Below are 18,550 nucleotides of genomic sequence, written 5' to 3' on the forward strand. Positions count from 1 at the left end.
TCGACCCCGTTAGCCGCTCTGGAGCGCTGTTCACAGCCACGCCAACAGCATCGACAGTACGCTGCGGGCCTCGTTGGTAAGCAAGCCTTTGAGAGGGCGCATGGCGTGAATATCGGCCAAGGTGAGCCAGCGGTAGTGAAGATCGTCGGGAATCGGCAGGCCGTTGGGTAACTGACGGATCTGGTAGCGGCAGATGCTGTTGATAAAACGGCCGCCCTCGTCGGATTGTTGGATCTGGCAGACAATCTTGATCCGCGAATCCCGCCGCAGATCGGCGATCGCCAAAGCCTGGTAGCCCATGGCGTCGCTCTGCCAGCTGGGCCCCAGCTGAAAGCCTTCCATGAAACCCAGCTCCCAGGACGCCCGCAGCAAAAAACGCAGCACGCCCTGCTGCTCCTGGCAGTAGAGAATGGCCAGGTTGGCACGGTGGCCGCTGACCAGCGGCTGGCACCAGGCGTCCACTTCCCGATCGGTCGTCGAGACCGCAAAAGCGCTGATGCGGTACTGGGCATCGCCCGAGCTCTGCAAGCCATGCTCATTGAAGGTCCAGTTGTCCAGCGCGGCCAGCGCCATGCCAAGCGGGGTCGGTCGTGGGCGTCCCCTCAGCTCGGTCAGCCAGCCCAGGGTCTGCGCAAGGTCGGGCGCTTGCGCTGCAAAGGAACGCTGCAAGGCCTTACCAAAGGCCGACTGCACATCGGCAAAGGGGTGAGCGGCACGGCTTAACGTTCGCCAGTCGGCAATAAACAAGCTTGAGCGCGCATCGGTGTTGAGCACGAAATCCCTTAGCAACAACAGCTGCAGGACCTGGCTCGGGCACCAGCGCAGGTTAGGGCCCAAGTCATCGTCGATGGCCGTGGTGAGCAGCACCGACATATTACGGTTGTACTTACCGATAAACCGGCTTCCCTGCTCCGAGCCAAGGGTGTCGGACAACACCTGGTGTTTGCCCGGTGCCAGAAATAACTCCAACAGAGGCGTGGCAGCTCCGTTGTGCCGCCGCTTGTAGTTGCTCTCGGTGGCCTGTACCGAAGGGGCCAGTTGGGTACCGAGCTCATTACCCGGCTCGGTTTTGGCCTGCAGCAGCCATTCGAACCCCACGGGGCCTTGCCGCAGCACAAAACCCAATATGCCGATTTCGGGTTGATCGATCATCGGCTGCGCGTACGCGGGGGCCACCCCGGCAACGGCTTCGCTGCTCCGACCCCGGAGGGAAAAGAAACCGCCGGTGCGATGTTCGATGCCCTGCGCCGACACCTGCCAACCCGTGCAGGCCTGCCAATCGATGGGCGTGACCTTGAGCTGGGAGCGCTGCCTGCAGCCCGTCAGCCAGTGATCGAGCTCGATCAGTCTTTCGGCCCGGGCGCCGTCACTCATGAAGGCCCAGCCCGTCCTGTGCCTGCCGCAGCAGGGTGGCCATGTCATAGGCCGGCGGAAAGGCCTCGCCAACGCGCGCGCCCACCACCGCGGCGATCTGCGACCCGCGCGGCTTGCCCCAACGCCGATTGTACAGATCGTAACCATCCTGAGCGGTAAGCCAATACCACCCAGCGGCCAGTCGAGACAACAGCAGTCGTCCGCACCAGCCTTCAAGCCGACTGTGGGGCTGGCGTAAGAACAGCATGGGATCGCGGATCCTCAGCTGGGCCTGCCGGGAATAGTGGAGATCGTCCTCGAGCAGTTGTCGAACCGCCTCGGGACGGGTACTGGCGATCACTGCCAGCATGCTCGCCTGTTCACGGTTACCCCACTCGTACTGCTTGATCGCCTGGGCGCTAGCCTGATGGTGGGTGTTGAACTTGAGCACGGTGATCGCCGGTACCGAACAGAGTTGGGCACCGGCGCGCCACGCCCTCATCATCCAGTCCTGCAGCGAGGTGCGGGCCAGATCGCGGCCCGAGCGCCACGGGCCAACCTTGTCAGCCAATGACTTGCGCAAGACCCAGGAACTGCAGGGTTCGAACATAAAGGGGGCCGTGGTGTAGGCATGGCGTAGCTTGCGGTGCAGCGGGTTGGCCTCGCGAAACAACGGACGCTGCCTGCGATCGCCCTGGGTATCCGGCTCATAGCCAAAGGCGGCGCGGGCCACATAGAGGTCCTTGCCACTGCCCTGCAAACAGGTCAGCGCCTGTTCCAGATGATCAGGTAACCAGAGGTCGTCGTGATTGAGCAAGGCGATGAATTCGGTCGTCGCCAGCTGCAAGCCCACCGAGTTGGGGCCCGCTTGCTCACCGCAGCGGGTAGTCAAGTTAAGGTACCGGATGCGCGGATCGCCGATGTCGTTGATGACCGCCTGGGTGCGTTCGTCGCAGCGGTCGCCAATCACCAGAAGTTGCCAGCGCCGCTCCGTTTGCAACAGTACCGACTGCAGGGTCAAGCCCAGTACATCGGGTCTGTTGTAAGTGGCCAGGACAATGGTGATACAGGGCGATGCAATAAACGACATGCGGTGTCCTTGACGAAAAGCGCTCGCACCCCAGCCCACAGTGAGGGGGTAGTGAGGGTAAAAGGGGGGCCCAATTGTACCCACCTTATCAGCCCCTCCCAGCGGTTGGCTGCACTCTACAGGTTTCCAAATATTCAGGGTGTGGCTGAAGAGGACCGCCGTGCAACCCCCGGGGTTTGACCCAGGACCAGGTTCGCGCAAAGCTGCACGCCACCCACTCGAGCGACGCGCACAGGACCCTTGTATGGACCGGTTTCAGGAAATGCAGGTGTTTCTCGCCGTGGCCGAGGAGCAGGGTTTCGCCAGCGCGGCGCGGCGCCTGAACCTGTCGCCGCCCAGCGTGACCCGCGCCGTCGCCGCCCTGGAGGAACGCATCGGTACGCTGCTGCTGGCCCGCACCACGCGCAGCGTGCATATCACCGAGGCCGGCCAGCGCTACGTGGAGGACTGCCGGCGGATCCTTGCCGAACTGGAGGAGGCCGAGGAGTCCGCGGCCGGCAGCCATGCCAGCGCCCGCGGCCAACTGACGCTCACCGCGCCGGTGCTGTTCGGCGAACTCTTCGTCACCCCGGTGATGGTCGACTACCTGGCCGAACACCCCGCCGTGCAGATCAAGGCGCTGCTGGTGGACCGGGTGGTGAGCATGGTCGACGAAGGCATCGACGTGGCCGTGCGCATCGGCCGCCTGCCCGACAGTGGCCTGCACAGCGTCAAGGTCGGTGAAGTGCGCCGTGTGGTCTGCGCCTCGCCGGCCTTCCTGGCCGAGCAGGGGCGGCCCCAGCACCCCAATGAGTTGAGCCAGGCCCGGGTCGTGGTGGCGGCCAGCAGCAGCCTGGTCAGCGACTGGCAATTCGCCGATGCCAAGGGCCCGTTCAGCGTCCGCCCGCAGCCGCGCCTGGTGGTGACCGCCTACCAGGCGGCGATCAATGCCGCGCGCCTCGGCTGGGGCCTGACCCGGGTGCTGTCCTACCAGGTCGCCAAGCAGGTCGCCGCCGGCGAGCTGGAACTGGTGCTGGAGGACTTCGAGTTGCCGCCGCTGCCGATCCAGGTGGTGTACCAGGGCGGGCGCCAGGTGCCGGCCAAGGTGCGCACCTTCGTCGATTTCTGCGCCCAGCGCCTGGGCCAGGACCCGGCGCTCAACACCCAGCGCACGGCCTGAGACCATGGATCGCCATCAAGCCATGTCGATCTTCCAGGCCGTGGCCAGCGACCTCAGCCTGGCCGGCGCGGCTCGGCGCTTGAACCTCTCCGCGCCAACCGTGGCCCGTGCCATCGACGCGCTGGAAAGGCGTCTGGGCGTGTCGCTGCTGCAGCGCAGCACCCGCGGGGTGACGCTGAGCGCGGCCGGCGAGCGCTTCGCCAGCGACTGTCGACGCCTCCTGCAGGAAGTCGAGGATCTCGAGGCGTCAGCCCGCGGCCTGCACGCGCTGCCACGGGGCCAACTGACCCTGGCCATGCCGCTGTTGTTCGGCCAGCAGCTGCTCACCCCCCTGCTGCTCGACTACCTGAACCATTACCCCGAAGTGCAGCTGTTCGCCCAGTACCTCGACCGTTTTCCCAACCTCCATGAAGAAGGCGTGGATGTCGCCGTGGGGATAGGCGACCTGCCCGATTCCTCGCTGTTCGCCCTTAGGGTCGGCAGCATTCGCCGGGTGGTCTGCGCCAGCCCGGCCTACCTGGCCCAACACGGTGTTCCCGCCACACCCCAGGCGTTGGCAGAGCACCACCTGGTGCACTCCAGCGCCGACGCGCGCCTGCCCGAATGGCGCTTCCAGCAGCAAGGCGAGCTGCTCAACCTGCCCTTTCGTCCGCGCCTGAGCTGCGCCACCCAGCAGGCGGCCATTGTCGCCGCCTGCCGCGATGCCGGGCTGACCCGCTGCATGAGTTATCAGGTGCATGAGCTGCTTGAGCAAGGTCGCCTGGTCCGCGTGCTGCAGGCCTTCGAGCCGCCGCCCGTGGCCGTGCATCTCCTCTACCGCGAAGGCCGCAAGGCCGCCGCTCGGGTGCGCAGCTTCGTCGACTTCGCCGTACCCCGCCTGCGCGAACACCCGGCGCTGGGTTACGACACCGGGGCCGCGTAGGGCGGCCTCGGCGCGTTGTTCTGCGCCAGCCCGCCACCGTCCGCGCCTGTTGAAGATCCACACCGCATGGGTTACGACGTTTGCAGCACGCCGTCCGCCGGTGATCCCCGGGAACGCCTAACCCATCCTACGCAATTCCCTGGTAGGGCGGCCTCGGCGCGTCGTTCTGTGCCAGCCCGCCACCGGCGGCGCCTATTGAAGATCCACACCGCATGGGTTACGGCGTTTGCAGCACGCCGTCCGCCGATAATCCCCGAGAGCGCCTGACCCATCCTACGCAATTCCCTGGCAGGGCGGCCTTGGCGCGTCGTGCAGCGCCAGCCCGCCACCGTCGGCGTCTATTGAGGATCCACACCGCATGGGTTAGGCTCGGCTTTCACTTACCCGCCGTGGTAATGGACAAGGTAGTTATGACCCCCGATCTCGCCGCACGCATCTGCGATGCTTCAGCCCTGGCAATCACCGCCGGTGTCTGCGCGTGCGCGACCTACCCCCCGCTTGATCCATCTGTCGTCGATGGCGCAGCAGTAGGCGTCAGCCCGCCGCCGGCCGCCGTTGCACTGGGCTGATTTCAGCCCGCTCTCACCGCTCCCGCGTTAACTCCGATGTCTGCCCGCGCCTGCGCGCCGGGTAGCGCGCGGGAGCCTGTTGGCTTTTGACAGGTGAATCGAACATGACGTTGAACAGATCCACACTGGCCTCCTACGGGGCCATGGCGCTTTTTGTCCTGCTGTGGGGCAGTGCCGCCATCTTTACCCGCTGGGGCCTGGACCACGGCTCGGCCTTTGCCCTGCTGATCCTGCGCTTTTGCATCGCCTTGGCGGTGCTGCTGGTGCTGGGCCTGAGCCGGGGTCGCTGGTTACCCGCACGCGGCACCCGGCGGCAGGTCGCCAGCACTGGGCTGCTGCTGATCGGCAGCTATTCCATCTGCTATTTCCAGGCCATGGCCCATGGCATTACCCCGGGCCTGATGGCCACCCTGCTGGGCATTCAGCCGATCCTCACGCTGCTGCTGATCGAGCGGCGTTTCAACGCCCTGCGGCTCGCCGGCCTGCTGCTGGCCCTCGGCGGCCTGGTGCTGGTGGTGTACCAGAGTCTGGTGCTGTCGCGCTTCGCGCCCCTGGGCATCCTCTTCGCCCTGGGCGCGCTGGTCAGCATGACCCTCGGTGCCATCCTGCAAAAACGCGTGCAACAAGCCCCGGCCGAAGTGCTGCCACTGCAGTACGGAGTCACGCTGCTGGCCTGCCTGGCATTCGCGCCCTTCCAGCCGATCGAGTTCGAGCTGTCGTTGGGCTTCTTTGGACCCGCCCTGTGGTTGGGGCTGATCGTCTCGGTGGTGGCGCAGTTGCTGCTGTACCGGATGATCCGCGCCGGCAACCTGGTGAATGTCACCAGCCTGTTCTACCTGGTGCCTGGGGTGACCGCGGCGATGGACTACCTGCTGCTGGGCAATCGGCTGCCGTTGCTGGGCCTGGTCGGCATGGCGGTGATCCTGCTGGGTGTGGCCCTGGTGTTTCGCCAGGCGCCGGTGGCCAAGGGCTAATCGGCTTTGGGTCACGCAGACCTGGACAGGTAGACGCTGGAGCGTCGAGGGCTGCGCTCCCACGCGGAGCGTGGGAACGAGCAATGGACGCCAGGGAGGGCCCGCCGGCGGGTGCGGGTCAGGCACTCAGGCTGATGATGGTCGTGCCCAACCCCGCGCCGTGCTCATTGACCCGATACGCCACCACATACGCCTGGGCCCCCAGGGCAAGACCCGCCGGGGCGGTGTAGATTGCCTGGCTGTCGTCGTCGACCTGGGTGACAACCGTGCCTGCCCCCACCGGATAAACCAACCAACGCAACTCACCCACCGACTCGCCCGCGTCTTCGGCTTTCAGGGCCAGGGTGGCCCCACACTTGAGCGACGCCTGCGCTGGGGCCAGTACCACCGCGGTGCTGGGCACCACCCGAATAAGCGCCGTGCCGGTCAGTTTCGGGTTGCTCGGGTCGACCGCCGACGCGGTCACGTCGGTGGCCTGGGCCAGGCTGGCCGGCGCCGTGTAGTGGTACAGCCCCGGACCAAAGCCCGGGCGAATCTGGCCCAGGTTGGGCGACAGGGTCCATTGCACCGGGAGCGGTTTTTGCGTGGCGTCGCTGGTGGACAGCTGCACCTGCTGGCCCGGGGTCACCAGGCAACGGGCGGGCGCGACGGAAATGCCGCTGGCAGCCGGATTCTGGTAAACCAGCAGCATGGCGCTGGCGGACAAGCCCGCATCCTTCCTGCTGATCGCCGTGACCACCACCACTTCGGCGGTCGCCAGCGCAGCAGGCGCAGTGTAGCGCCCGGCCTCGATGGTGCCGATAGAGGGTTTGATTTGCCACAGGTAATCGGCCGCCGGGTGGCCGGTCACCTCCAACTGCACGCTCTGCCCTGGCGCCAGCGTGGTGCTCGCGGGCGTCAGGCTAAGCGGTTGATCCAGTTTGCCAGAGAGAAAAAGGCCATTTGGCAGCGCGACCTGCTCCAGGTGCACCACGTGTTTATTGGGGAACAGCAAGGAGGTCAGCGCGAACAGGTGGATATCCGGGATCGAAAAATTCTTCAACATCCCGGTCAACGCCGCATTGATGGCAGCCACGATCGTGCCGTCGATACGGGTGGAGTAAAGCGCCCACCACCCGGGGTTATCTGCCTCCAGGGTGACCGTTGGGCTGTTGCCCGCAGGGAAAGAGACCGCCGAATCGCCCGTGTCCAATACAGGAGCACCGTGCTGCACGTATTCGGCACGCAGTGCAATGTCGATCGGATCGAGCACTATCCAATGACAGGAGCCGTTACCGTGGGTGTCGAAGTGGCAGTCATTCTTGCTGGCACGCCAAGGACCGGTGTAGGTCGGCTTCCAGTCCACGTACTGCGTCCCATCCTTGTGGGAAATGGTGAAGCCGTTCATTGGAAACTGCACATTCCCATCGCTGAACGCCTGCTCCATATGATTTCCCGGGTCACCGACACGTCCCATGCTAACGGTCCCGCCGGTGGCCACCGTGAACCAGGACCCCGCCGTGTCCTGGCGCCCCTCGAACGTCGCGTTGAACGGCGCGAAGACCTTGATCAGCTGCTGAGGCAGCACGTCCTTGAACAAGGTGCGTTCGGAAAAGAGCAGGGCCGAGGTTTGCCCCGTCGGAATCGGATAACTGGGCAACGGCGCCCCGCCGCCCTCGGCACCGCTGGTCTTGATCAGCAGCAGCACGCAGGCCTGATCGGAGCCCGCCTGATGCTGGACCGCGAAATGAAAGTCCGTGGGCATCAGCGCCGGCACGCTGCCCACCGCGACCGAGCCAATATGGAAATTCATGCCGTTGTGGGCGAAAAATGCGCTAACGGCGTTGCCGATCTCGGTGTTCAGCAGCGAGCCCGGATCGACGCCGACGATAGTGGGGCTATAGGCCGAGGCACCGAGGTCCGCCACCACCGCGCCCAGGGTGTTGACTTCGCCCGTGACCTTGGCCAGCACCAACGCCCCCACCAGCCGGGACTCCTTGGGGCGAATATAGATGGCGTTGTGGACGGCCGGGGTACTGGGGTCGAAGGCGATCACCGACCCCTTGATCAGCTCCATGGTCAAGGTGGCGTCGCTGCTGCCCGGCGCAAACGTCCACTCCGGCGGCCCAAGCTCGACGTCGAGGATGCAGTAGGTGCTGCCTTCGCCCAGGCTCAGCATCACCCGCAGCGGCTGGCCCGCCCGTGGGTTGGTCGGCCCCGCGTTCAGGTACTGCTGGAAAAACAGCGCATTGACCCGCGCCTGATCCAGCGCCAGCACGGCATCCCAACCGTTGGTGGGGGACGTACCCTGCAGGGCGGCGGCCAGCTCTTGGAAAGTCGACATGGCGATCACTCCTGCTCAAAGGCTGGCGGTTTTGGGTTTACGCTCCAGGGTATCGAGCATCAGCTCCAGGCCCCCGCCAACATAACCGACCGTGTCGAACAGCAGGTTGCCGGCGATAGCGAACGGCAGGAGTTCGGGGTTCTCACGGATCTTGGTAAGGGTCAGGAAGCCAAAGATCATCGGCAGCGGCGTCAGCAGGCTGGCGCTGAACAGACCGGGCCGTTTGTGGAAGCTGTCCTCTTCGATATCGCTGTAAATGCCATAGGCCAGACCACCGACCCCCAGCAAGGTGGTGCACACCGCCACCAGGTCGTTGGCCTGGGGCGATTCGAGCTTCTGATACGCCTCGATGCACTCGATGGCCCCGGCGAACAGTGCCGGCCCCGACACCGCCAGGCCGACCAGGATCTCCTTCCATTGTTCCGGGTAGCCGTGGCGCAGTATCCAGACCGCTGAAGAGAAACCGAGGTTGACGGCGGTCAGCCATTTGGGGCAACTGGCCGCCAGCACATCGGAGGCACCGGCCGGGATGACTTGCACCATGCGCACGATGTCGGAGGTCAGCACGCACTGCCAGGGCATCTGGAAGGGCGCCTGCAGGGCCAAGGGACTGGCCGGCTGCAGCGCCAGTTTGCCGTCCGGGAACGGCTGGTGCTCGACGCCCACCGCCAGCTTGTAGATCAGGGTGGTGGGCAACGCCACCACCAAGGCGCTCAGCGAGTAGAGATTGAGCGTGGCATCCTCCGGGTGGCCCACGCGTTTGGCGATCCAGGCCCACAGGGTATTGAGAAACCCCAGCGGCAATTCGGCGCGGAAAATCTTGTCGAGCATATTGAAGCCGGTGGCGACCAACGCCACCACGGCATCGGCCAGGGCATCCAGCAGATCGAGGATCGCCAGGACCAGTTCCTTGAGCATGTCGATCAACGCGGGCACGGCCGTGGTGGCGAAGCTGCTGGGGTCCTTCAGGGTCGCCCAGATGGCGATGCGGAAATCTTCCAGCGCGGCGCGGAATTCCTCGCCACTGTCCTTCAGGTGCCCGGCGACCGTCTGCCAAAGCGCATCGATCGAGTCATCCAGCGAGTGCCCGGCGGTGTCCGGGGCATAGCAACTGACCTTGTCGTGGAGCCAGTTGTGGTGCGCGTTGTCGGTGAAGTCCGACGGCGCCGCGCCGCCAGCGACCGGGCTGTTCGACGCAGGCGCGCAGGGATCCTGCCAGTTCGGCAGCTGCCCGAAGGTATGGCCGGCGTACTGGTCCTTGACCGCGTCCAGCGCCTGGCTGACCTTGCTTTTCTGCTGGCCGAACCAGCCGTCGATGGCGCCCTGGGCCTTGACGGACAACTTCACCACATAGGGCGGCAAACTCTCCAGCCCCTGCTGGACCGCCATCTTGGTGTTCCAGATGGCCTTGAAGTCGAACAGCGCTTTCAGCCAATCGGCCACCTTGTCGATGCCGGCGTCCACCGAGTTGAAAACGCCGTTCATAAAGTTGGCGGCCTTCTCGATACCATCGATGGGCAGCCCCAGCAACTCGGCCACACCTTCGGCAAGGTGCAGTACCAGGTTGACCAGCCCGCGGGCCACGTCGACGACAAAGTGAATGATCTTGATCACGGCATTCTTGATGCCCTCGAAAATGTCGCCAAAAAAATCCAGGAGGTCGTCCCAGAAGCCGCCCACGTTGGCCTGCAGATGCCGGCTGAGGTGGGCCTGCAGCGCCACCTCGTCGGGAAACACCTCGAAGAAGGCCTGGCCGGGGCGCAGCGAACCGCCGAAGCCCTGCACACCCGCGGGTTTATGTCCCAAAGCCACCAGCGCGCCCTGCTGGATGGCCGCCGCCGCAGTGGCCGCCAACTCGCCATCGCTGGCCCCCGGCGCCAGCGGCTTGCCGCCGAGGGTGGCCTTGGCCAACGTGCCGCCCTGGGCATCGAACGTGGGCAGCGGTCCGCCGGGGTTGGTCGGGTTGAGCGTGCCGTTGCCGGCGAGGTACTGGTGAATCGCCGCCGAGGGTTTGACGGTACGCGCTTCGAGCGAGGCGGTCAGCCCCGTGCCACTGACCACCAGGTTGGGGCAGACCAGCCCTCCGCTGGCCAGCACCGCGACGGTCAGCTTGCCGCTGGCATCGGTGGTCAGGACGGTCCCCGTTTCGTCGATCTGATGCAGGCGCCCACCGGCGGCGACGTCCACCGCCGAGCCGTCCTTCTCCACGCTGAGGGTGACCGGATGATGGGCCAGCGCCCGCCCGTTGGCATCGAGGATGCGGATTTCACTGCGGTAGCGCACCACTTCGTAGGCCTGCACCTTGTGCTGCAGCAGGGTCTCGCTGCGCCACATGCGCGAGGTGGCGTGCTGGGCATGCAGGCGCAACGAATAGTCGCCGGCGTCCAGGGCGAACAACGAGGGGGCCGCCGCGACGTTCATGTCGCTGACCACATGGGCGACGTTGCCGTCCAGCGCCAGCAGCGGTACCCAGCGCGGGCTGCCGTCGGTATTCCAAGCCGTGCGTCGGCTCTGGTGCAGCACCGACAGCTGCTGGTGTTTGTCGATCAGGTAGAGGTTGAGCAACGGGTTGCCGTCACCGTCCAGGCTGACATGGCCGGTGGCCTGGACGACGTTGCTGCCCGGGATCTTCTGGGTGCCCGCCACCCCTTCGGTCCAGGCGTGCAAGGCGCCATCGTCCTCCACCAACAGAAAGGTCAGCGCCATCTGCGCGGGGTTCCAATAGCCCAGCGCCACCTGCTTGAGTTTCTCGGTGAAATCCGGCACCGGACCGAGCGAGTCGTTCGCGGTAGCGTCCAGGCTGCCAAAGATCTGGTACGGCGCGCCCTTGATGTTGACCAGCAGGTGAAAGGTGCTCTCATCGGTCATGCACAGCTGGAAGTCGCCGCCACCCAGCGCGCCCTGCACCGCGCAGACGGTGGTCTTGAACGGGCCATCGATCGCCGGCTGATAGGCTGTGACCAGATCGCCCTTGGCATCGCTGCCATAGATCACCAACCGTCCGTTCGGCGAGTAAGCGACCCGCGGATTGTTCGGTGCCTCGCCGGCCACCAGCACCGGCGTCGACCAGGTCGACCCGTCGGCCGCCAACGAGGTGGCAAGCAACTGCCCGGCATCGACAAACAGACCATGCACCGCCGCTTGCGCGGTGCGCGCATAGGCGACGCCCGCGGCCACCTGCTCGGCGGCCCGCCCGCCGAAGAGTGGGATCACCCGCCAGCCACCGTCGGTACCCAGGTCGCGGGCGATATGGCACAGCTGCTTGCCTTCGCCATGATTGACGATGGCCAGGGCTTCCACTTGGGCGTTGCCGCCGACACCTCCACTGGCGGGATTGGTGAACACCCCGATGGGCGCCGGACTGCTGGCATCGACCGGGATGGTCGCGGTCATGATGATGTCCTGGCTGAGCACATGGCTCGCGCTCAGCTGCAGCGGCATAACAGGCGGTAAGGTCGGCGAAGTGCTGTGGGCATGCGGCATGGGGTCTTCCTTGACGGCAAGAGTGGAGGGATTGTTCTGACGGACGTGGTCCTGGCTCAACCCGAAGCGCTGAGCCGCGCCGACGGGCCTCCCGTGGCCTGCAATGTGCGACTGCGAGCAGGACATGCGAATGCCTTGGGCTCACCAAGCGTAGAACCTAATGGCGTATTGACCACTGCGCCGTGCGCGCGCCGTGAAGGGGTTCCGCAAACCCCGGTTGGCGGGCGCAGGCGACGGCCCCACAACCGCCCGCCGACGGTGCCAGGCTTACGGCCGCGCCCGGGCAAAAGAGCCTGTGGACCCACCCAATGACCAGGGCCTCAGCCGCTATAGTCATAACCTGCGGTCAAACGCTCTCGCCTCGGGAACCCTCAATGAAGCTCACTCCGTCCTGCAGTCTGCTTGCGCTTGCATTGGCGTTCACGCCAGTCACCTTCGCCCTGGACAATTCCGCCGCGGTCAAGGCCACCCCCCTGCTCAAGACCGAGAGCAGCTGGAATGGGAAACCCTTCGTCTACCCCGAGGGCCAGGCGCAGGTCAGCGGCATGCTGATCGAAATTGCGCCCGGCGGTGAAACCGGCTGGCACTCGCACCCCGTCGCTTCATTCGCCTATATCCTGGAAGGTGAACTGGAAGTGCACCTCAAGACCGGCGAGGTGAACCGGCTAACGGCCGGTGATGCCCTGGCCGAAGTGGTCGACACCCTGCACAACGGCCGTAACCTCGGTGCCACGCCGGTCAAGCTGGTGGTGTTCTACACCGGCGTGGTGGGGCAAGCCCTCTCGGTCAAGGAAGGGGCCCAGTAGCCCGCTCGACCGCTGCCGCGAAAGGGCTATGGAACGGCAGCCTGCAGCGCCCCAGCCCTTGAAGGGCAGGCCGGGTCAAGGGATTCGCCCCCTCAGCGCGGCGCAAACTGCGCCAGGATGCGGCGCCGCCGCACGAACGCGCCGAAGCGATCTAGGCCGTGGCTGCCGGCTCGTGGGCGGCGCTGAAGAGGTGCCGTCCCAGGGTATGCGCGGCCCTCAAATGGGCCGTTGGATCCTGCGTTTCCGATTCCAGCACCAGCTCGGACGTTAGCACCGGGGCCCCACAGAAATCGAAAATCCCATGATCGATCTGCGTCTTCATGGCCGCGGCATAACCATGGCGCTCATAGGTGTCCTGGTCGGCACCCGCGACACCGAGCAGATGAACCGGGAGGCGGCCCAACTTTTTCACCAGGGCATAATCCGCGCTGAAGTCGAATGCCCAGCCCTTGGCGAACACCCGGTCGATCCAACCCTTGAGCAGTGCGGGCATCGACCACCAGTACACCGGAAAAACCAGTACCAGGGCGTCGGCGCGGTCGATGCGTGCCTGCTCGGCGGCAACATCGGCGGGTGTTGGCATCTGCCCGTGATAAAGCCCGTGATCCGCCGCGGTGAACCTTGGATCGAAACCCTGCGCCGAGAGGTCAGCGATTTCATAAGAATTGCCCGGACCCGCCTGGCACAAGCCCTCGGCGACATGCAAAGCAAGGCCGTGGGTCAAGGAGCGGGGGTCGTGGTGGGCCACAACGATAAGTACATGCATAGCGCAAAACCCTGAGAGGGATGGAGGGCGAGAAAGCAAACCCGATATACTGTGGTTAAGTTACAGAAAGTAAGTTACTTTTGGTATATAGCCATGTCAAGCAGTGAAACACTCGAACCAGGCCCCAGCCACCCACCGCGGCGGCGACTATCGCGAGAGGAGCGACAGCGCCAGTTGCTGGACGTCGCCTGGAAGCTGGTGCGCGAGGACGGCACGGAGGGCTTGACGCTTGGTCGGCTGGCCGAACAGGCCGGCGTCACCAAACCGGTGGTGTACGACCATTTCGGCACACGCCCCGGATTGCTGGCGGCGCTTTATAAGAAATTCGACGCGCGCCAGCACACCCTGATGGATGCCGCGCTGCAGACCAGCGAATCGACTTTGCCGAGCAAGGCCACGGTCATCGCCTCCTCGTATATCCATTGCGTGCTGCAGCAGGGCAAGGAGATACCCGGCGTGATAGCCGCGCTGGCCAGTTCACCGGAGCTCGAAGAAATCAAGCGCGAGCACCAAGCGCTCTTTATGGACAAGTGCCGGGCCACGCTCTCGCCCTTCACCGACGGCTGCGTTATCGCGCCCGCCGGCCTGTGGGCCATGCTCGGCGCGGCCGAAGCCCTGTCCCATGCCGCCGTGACCGGCGGAATCACCGCCAACCAGGCACAGGACGAACTGGTCGAGACTATCGTCGCCATGGTCCAGCGCAGTGCTCAGGGCTCACCAGGCGCCGCCGGGGATCATTGACCCAGGATGCCGGTGCCCCGTGCATCGGACAGGCCGCGAAGTGGACTGAATAACAGTACCTCCGCGAAAACCCTTGGCGACTTGCCACCCCGCCCATCGATGCGCGGTTGGCCAGGAGCAGGCACAAAGTTCCGTGGTGGTCCATCGGCCTTTGCCGCTACGACGGGCGAAAACGAAACGGCCCGGTTAATTGAAATCGGCAAAATTGATCAAGCGCTGCCAGGTCTCGCCGTCATGCAGGGCTGCACCGCCGTGACCCGCCACCAGCAATGCGCCCGCTCCGACAGAAAGGTGCCCCGCACACACGCGCACGTCATGGGGAATATCCGCCCTGCCCAGCGAGTCCCCTTCGAGGGTCCACACGCCCTGGTCGCACGTGCACCAGAGCCTGTCCTGGTACCAGACCATATCCCGGAAGGGCTGCGTCACGCCGTGTTCAATGGTTTTCCAATGGTTGTGGCACCCCTTGAACAGAGTGCCCGACGCTGCGCCGATATAGACTTCACCGTCGCCGCCGCAGCACACCGTCTCCAGGGTCATATCGCTGGGGAAAGCTAGCGGCTGCCAGTTCGCCCCATCGAAATGCCAGACATCGCCCTGACCGCCCACCGCGTAGATATCGGATTGCGTGAAGCCATCCAGGTCCCGGAAACCGCCGTCATCCATCAGGGATCGGTAGGGAATGGCATCATGCCAAAACCAGGCGTTGCGCCCGAGCCGCTGCCCCACGGTCCTGCCGCTGCCCGCCAACCACAGTGTTCCGGCAATGGTCCGAAGTTTGCTCACACCGCCGCGCATGCCGATATCGCGGCCGGTCGCCGCCCTCCCCCCTTCGAGTTGATCTTCCAGGGCCGCATCGCCGCTGCCCCAGGCATAGACCTGATCATTGAGCGAGACACCGATAAACTGCTCTTTGGGAACGTAGGAAACACCCGCTTGCATCCGGTGGATGCCGGTCATATCGACCTTGTCCCAGCCGGGATCGCCAGGCTCATCGAAATAGCCGACGATCCGGGTTTGCAATCCGCTCTTTAACCGCCAATCCATGTCCTCATCCCAGGCTTGCTCCAGGATAAAGTACAGAATCTCTGGGCTGCGCACGACGCAATCGACCAGCAGATAGCCTTCAAACAATTCCCGGTAGTTAGCTGCATCCAGTTTCACTCAACAGGGCCTCCTGACAGAACCACCCAGCACGACGATCAATCCCATCGTGCCTCTTCCCTGGGCGTGAGGCCAAGGGGTGCTGGCAACGCGTCTTCTCAATTCTCGAAGCGTTTCTTGCTGCCGGTTGGCTGATCCTGCTCGCCCTGCCCACGCGCCACCTGAGCAAAGCGCTGTCCGTGCTCAATACCTGTAGGTCGCGCCGATGGCGGCGTAGGCCGCCGACGGCAGGCCCGCGCGTCGCAGCACTTCACCCGCATCCAGGTGCTCGACATTGAGCAACACGGTCAGGTTGGGGCTGGCGGTCCAGGTAGCGGCCACGCGGCCCAGGCCGCCGACCCCACGACCCTGCACCGCCTGGGTGCCGGCATAAGCGCGCATCCCGCCGGCATAGACGGCGTCGTCCTCGTCCAGGCGACGGGCGAAGCCGTATTCGACGGCGAGCTGGGTGCTGGAGGTGGGTGACAGGGCCAGACCTGGGGCGACCATCAGCAGATTGCTCAGGCTAAGGAAGCCGCCCTCGCCCAGGTAATTGGAACTGGCATAGAGCGGATTGAAGCCCCGGTGCGTGCCTGACCCATAGGCGCCTCCGGACGCCAGGTCGACATGGGCGGTCAGCCGCGGTTGCCAGCCCCGGTCGGACAGCGCCAGGCTATGCACGCTGAACAGGCCCCAGGCGTCGATATCACGATCACCGTATCGGCCCCGCTGCTGGGCCAGGGTCCAATCGAACTTCAACGCGCCTTGCCGTCCCCACAGGCGCATGCCCAGGGTGTCGCGCTCGTCCAGGCCAAGCTGGCCCCCGGAGCGAAAACCGGGTTTCTCGCTGTGGATCCAGAAGGGTTCGAGGTAGCTGTTAGGTCCATGGCCGGACGAGACACCCAGGCTGGCGTTAAGCCCGCGCAGGCGTTCGCCGCTCTCGATACGCTCGTCGAAGATGTCCGGCTCCAGGCCCGTGGCGCGCAGTTCGTAGGCGCCCAAACGCAGCTGCCGGCCATGGGCGTAAAGGCGCACGCCGTTCCAGCTGCGGTGCAGGTTGGGCCCATCGCTCAGACTGATCAGCTGGCGAGGGCCATCGGCGAACTCCTGGCGTCCCAGCATGGCGCCCACCAGGCTGGTGCCAACGTAGCCCCGCGCATCGACAAACAACTGCTGCAAGGAGGCGTCATTCTGGAAGTTGGCGGTGGCACGGTCGCGGCGGCCGGCCACCTGCCCGGTGCCGATCTCGCCATACAGGCGCAGGTGCGGGTTGAAACGCAGGTCCGCGCCCAGCACGCCACGCAACAGCCCCTGCTGGTAGTCATTGCCGCTGCTCAGTTGGGCGTTGTCGAAGGCGTCATAACGCACGCGCGCTTCGGCGCTAAGGGTCAGCGAGGTCTCGTCACCCAGCGACATCGCCTTGAATGGCAGCGCCTCGCCGGCGGCGCGCATGCCAGTCCAATCCTCGACCCAGCGGCTGGCCATTCGGCCATTGCTCAGTTCCGGCCCCCAGCCCGCAGCGTTCAGCGGGTAGGGGTCGGCCGGCGTGGGCGCGTGAAGACCGGGCGCGGCCGTACCTTCGCAACGGCTGGCGGCGGCCAGGGCAATCGGACACGCCAGCAAAACCGTTAACACCCACAGGCCGATGCCGACTCTGCAGCCGCTATGCATGATCATGCTCCCCCGGCATTGCCGCCGCTTGCAGCCGCACGCGGCGGGCAGACAACCAACCGGCCGAGACGATCATCAGCCCCAGCAGGACCAAGCCGGCGGCCATGGCAAAGGTGATCCGCAGGCCGACGGCCAGTGCGTCGGGGGTGGCGCGCGTGACATCGAGGCTGGCCGAGGCTAACGCGAACACCGCCCCCATCAGCGAGGCGCCGGTGATCAGCCCAAGATTGCGCGACAGGTTGAGCAGGCCCGAGACCAGGCCGCGCTGGTCGGCGCTAACATCGCGCATGACCGCCGTGTTATTGGCCGCCTGGAACAGCGCAAAGCCGCTGGTCATCATCACCAGCGGGGCAAGGTACGCCGGCAAGCCGAATCGGCTGGGCAGCAAGGCCACCGCCAGGGCCCCCAGCAGCAGGGCAAGCAGCCCGGCGAGCAGGACCGGCTGACTGCCGAAACGGTCGACTATGCGCCCGGCCGGTACGCCCGTCAGCGCGGCGACCAAGGGGCCGAGCGACAGGGCCAGGCCCAGCTGAAATGCATCGAGCCCCAGTGCGCCCGCCAGGTAAAAGGGGCCGACCACCAGGGTCGCCATCATCACGGTTGCCACCAGCAGGTTGCTGGCCAGGCCCGCGCACAGCAGCCGGTCGCGAAACAGTGCCAGCCGGATCAGCGGCGACGCCACCCGCGCCTCGGTCCGCACGAACAGGCCGGCGCCGAGTGCAGCGGCCAGCAGCAGGGCCAGGTTAAGCGCGCCAAATTGCCCGCGGCCGAGGGTCATGGCCAAGGCGTAGGCGGCGAGTGTCGACGCCAGCAACAGCGTGCCCAGGGGGTCGAAACCAGCCCGCGCGGCCTGGCGGTTCGAAGCGTCGGCCGGCAGGTAGCGGTAGGCCATGGCCAAGGCCAGCAGCCCCAGCGGCAGGTTGATCAAAAAAATTGCCCGCCAGCCGCACTCGGCGATCAGCAGCCCACCCAGGGAAGGGCCGAGCGCCGTGCCGATGGCGGACAGCGTGCCGAGCAGGCCCATGGCGCTGCCGGTCTTGTCCTTGGGCACCGTGGCACCGATAAAGGCCAGGGTCAGCGCCATCATCACCGCCGCGCCCAGGCCCTGGGCGACACGCGCGGCGATCAGCCAGTGCAGTGTCGGGGCGAGGCCGCAACCCACCGACGCCAGGGTGAACAACGCGCTTCCCGCGACCAGCAGGCGCCGGCGACCGACCTGATCACCGAGCCGGCCGACGCTGACGATCAGCACGGTAATGGCCAGCAAATAGGCGAGCACTACCCACTGCACCTGCTGAAAGGACGCGGCGAACGCCTGGGCCAGAGTCGGCAAGGCGACATTGGCGATGCTGGTGCCCAGCGACGACAACAGCATGGCCAGGCACAGGCTGGCCAGCGCCCAGCGCGTCGAGGTCGTGGGCGGCGCCGGCTGCCCGGCGCCTGTCGCCTCCTGATCCTGCGTAATGGTTTTCATGGTGTTGCCCTCGGCCAGTGAATGCCAAGAGCCTATGGCGCGACCTGACAAGGCGGAAGACGCAACGCTTGCAGTG

At 65.5% G+C, this 18,550-nt stretch carries 13 protein-coding genes; 5 read left to right on the forward strand and 8 right to left on the reverse strand.

The window, feature by feature from the left end:
• Positions 1–30 precede the first annotated feature (30 nt).
• Positions 31–1,374, reverse strand: coding sequence for an NDP-hexose 2,3-dehydratase family protein (locus ABWY06_RS16770; protein WP_353926707.1), 1,344 nt, complete (start codon positions 1,372–1,374; stop codon positions 31–33).
• Positions 1,367–2,443, reverse strand: coding sequence for a glycosyltransferase family 2 protein (locus ABWY06_RS16775; RefSeq protein ID WP_353926708.1), 1,077 nt, complete (start codon positions 2,441–2,443; stop codon positions 1,367–1,369). The genes ABWY06_RS16770 and ABWY06_RS16775 overlap by 8 nt, the downstream gene beginning before the upstream one ends.
• Before the next feature lie 244 nt (positions 2,444–2,687).
• Between ABWY06_RS16775 and ABWY06_RS16780 the strand changes: the two genes are divergently transcribed.
• The 3 genes from ABWY06_RS16780 (at position 2,688) to ABWY06_RS16790 (ending at position 6,067) form a co-directional block, all read left to right on the forward strand.
• On the forward strand, positions 2,688–3,602 hold the full coding sequence (locus ABWY06_RS16780; RefSeq protein ID WP_353926709.1) for a LysR family transcriptional regulator: 915 nt from the start codon (positions 2,688–2,690) through the stop codon (positions 3,600–3,602).
• A 4-nt stretch (positions 3,603–3,606) separates the two neighbouring features.
• The gene (locus tag ABWY06_RS16785) at positions 3,607–4,524 is read left to right on the forward strand and encodes a LysR family transcriptional regulator (protein ID WP_353926710.1); all 918 of its coding nucleotides are present in this window, start codon (positions 3,607–3,609) and stop codon (positions 4,522–4,524) included.
• Positions 4,525–5,197: 673 nt separating this feature from the next.
• Positions 5,198–6,067, forward strand: coding sequence for a DMT family transporter (locus tag ABWY06_RS16790; protein ID WP_353926711.1), 870 nt, complete (start codon positions 5,198–5,200; stop codon positions 6,065–6,067).
• Positions 6,068–6,185: 118 nt separating this feature from the next.
• Here ABWY06_RS16790 and ABWY06_RS16795 read toward each other — a convergent pair whose 3' ends face one another.
• Both ABWY06_RS16795 and ABWY06_RS16800 read right to left on the reverse strand, forming a co-directional pair.
• A complete protein-coding gene (locus ABWY06_RS16795; RefSeq protein ID WP_353926712.1) occupies positions 6,186–8,390 on the reverse strand; it encodes a hypothetical protein in 2,205 nt (734 codons plus the stop codon).
• A 15-nt stretch (positions 8,391–8,405) separates the two neighbouring features.
• Entirely contained in the window at positions 8,406–11,873 is a 3,468-nt protein-coding gene (locus ABWY06_RS16800; RefSeq protein WP_353926713.1) for a PLL family lectin, read from the reverse strand.
• A gap of 374 nt (positions 11,874–12,247) precedes the next feature.
• Here ABWY06_RS16800 and ABWY06_RS16805 point away from each other — a divergent pair, with 374 nt between their 5' ends.
• Positions 12,248–12,679, forward strand: coding sequence for a cupin domain-containing protein (locus tag ABWY06_RS16805; RefSeq protein ID WP_353926714.1), 432 nt, complete (start codon positions 12,248–12,250; stop codon positions 12,677–12,679).
• Between the two features lie 151 nt (positions 12,680–12,830).
• On the opposite strand, the gene ABWY06_RS16810 is transcribed toward ABWY06_RS16805, so the two are convergent.
• Positions 12,831–13,445 carry an NAD(P)H-dependent oxidoreductase gene (locus ABWY06_RS16810; RefSeq protein WP_353926715.1) on the reverse strand — a complete coding sequence of 205 codons (615 nt, stop codon included), beginning with the start codon at positions 13,443–13,445 and terminating at the stop codon, positions 12,831–12,833.
• A 93-nt stretch (positions 13,446–13,538) separates the two neighbouring features.
• Here ABWY06_RS16810 and ABWY06_RS16815 point away from each other — a divergent pair, with 93 nt between their 5' ends.
• Positions 13,539–14,186 carry a TetR/AcrR family transcriptional regulator gene (locus tag ABWY06_RS16815; protein ID WP_353926716.1) on the forward strand — a complete coding sequence of 216 codons (648 nt, stop codon included), beginning with the start codon at positions 13,539–13,541 and terminating at the stop codon, positions 14,184–14,186.
• 186 nt (positions 14,187–14,372) lie between these two features.
• Here the strand turns inward: ABWY06_RS16815 and ABWY06_RS16820 are convergent, their stop codons facing one another.
• The 3 genes from ABWY06_RS16820 to ABWY06_RS16830 all read right to left on the reverse strand — a co-directional run bounded on the left by ABWY06_RS16820 (position 14,373) and on the right by ABWY06_RS16830 (position 18,474).
• Positions 14,373–15,350: a beta propeller repeat protein gene (locus tag ABWY06_RS16820; protein ID WP_353926717.1), complete on the reverse strand. Its 978-nt coding sequence runs from the start codon at positions 15,348–15,350 to the stop codon at positions 14,373–14,375.
• A 183-nt stretch (positions 15,351–15,533) separates the two neighbouring features.
• On the reverse strand, positions 15,534–17,000 hold the full coding sequence (locus ABWY06_RS16825) for an alginate export family protein (RefSeq protein WP_353926718.1): 1,467 nt from the start codon (positions 16,998–17,000) through the stop codon (positions 15,534–15,536).
• Entirely contained in the window at positions 16,993–18,474 is a 1,482-nt protein-coding gene (locus tag ABWY06_RS16830) for an MFS transporter (RefSeq protein ID WP_353926719.1), read from the reverse strand. Before ABWY06_RS16830 ends, ABWY06_RS16825 begins: the two co-directional genes overlap by 8 nt.
• Positions 18,475–18,550 lie beyond the last annotated feature (76 nt).

Source organism: Pseudomonas sp. (assembly GCF_040514055.1).
In the GTDB taxonomy this organism is placed as follows: domain Bacteria; phylum Pseudomonadota; class Gammaproteobacteria; order Pseudomonadales; family Pseudomonadaceae; genus Aquipseudomonas.

What these genes read in the sequence shown, in the direction of transcription:
- ABWY06_RS16770 (WP_353926707.1), bottom strand. Translation starts at nt 1,374, where the DNA reads ATGAGTGACGGCGCCCGGGCCGAAAGACTGATCGAGCTCGATCACTGG.
- ABWY06_RS16775 (WP_353926708.1), bottom strand. Translation starts at nt 2,443, where the DNA reads ATGTCGTTTATTGCATCGCCCTGTATCACCATTGTCCTGGCCACTTAC.
- ABWY06_RS16780 (WP_353926709.1), top strand. Translation starts at nt 2,688, where the DNA reads ATGGACCGGTTTCAGGAAATGCAGGTGTTTCTCGCCGTGGCCGAGGAG.
- ABWY06_RS16785 (WP_353926710.1), top strand. Translation starts at nt 3,607, where the DNA reads ATGGATCGCCATCAAGCCATGTCGATCTTCCAGGCCGTGGCCAGCGAC.
- ABWY06_RS16790 (WP_353926711.1), top strand. Translation starts at nt 5,198, where the DNA reads ATGACGTTGAACAGATCCACACTGGCCTCCTACGGGGCCATGGCGCTT.
- ABWY06_RS16795 (WP_353926712.1), bottom strand. Translation starts at nt 8,390, where the DNA reads ATGTCGACTTTCCAAGAGCTGGCCGCCGCCCTGCAGGGTACGTCCCCC.
- ABWY06_RS16800 (WP_353926713.1), bottom strand. Translation starts at nt 11,873, where the DNA reads ATGCCGCATGCCCACAGCACTTCGCCGACCTTACCGCCTGTTATGCCG.
- ABWY06_RS16805 (WP_353926714.1), top strand. Translation starts at nt 12,248, where the DNA reads ATGAAGCTCACTCCGTCCTGCAGTCTGCTTGCGCTTGCATTGGCGTTC.
- ABWY06_RS16810 (WP_353926715.1), bottom strand. Translation starts at nt 13,445, where the DNA reads ATGCATGTACTTATCGTTGTGGCCCACCACGACCCCCGCTCCTTGACC.
- ABWY06_RS16815 (WP_353926716.1), top strand. Translation starts at nt 13,539, where the DNA reads ATGTCAAGCAGTGAAACACTCGAACCAGGCCCCAGCCACCCACCGCGG.
- ABWY06_RS16825 (WP_353926718.1), bottom strand. Translation starts at nt 17,000, where the DNA reads ATGCATAGCGGCTGCAGAGTCGGCATCGGCCTGTGGGTGTTAACGGTT.
- ABWY06_RS16830 (WP_353926719.1), bottom strand. Translation starts at nt 18,474, where the DNA reads ATGAAAACCATTACGCAGGATCAGGAGGCGACAGGCGCCGGGCAGCCG.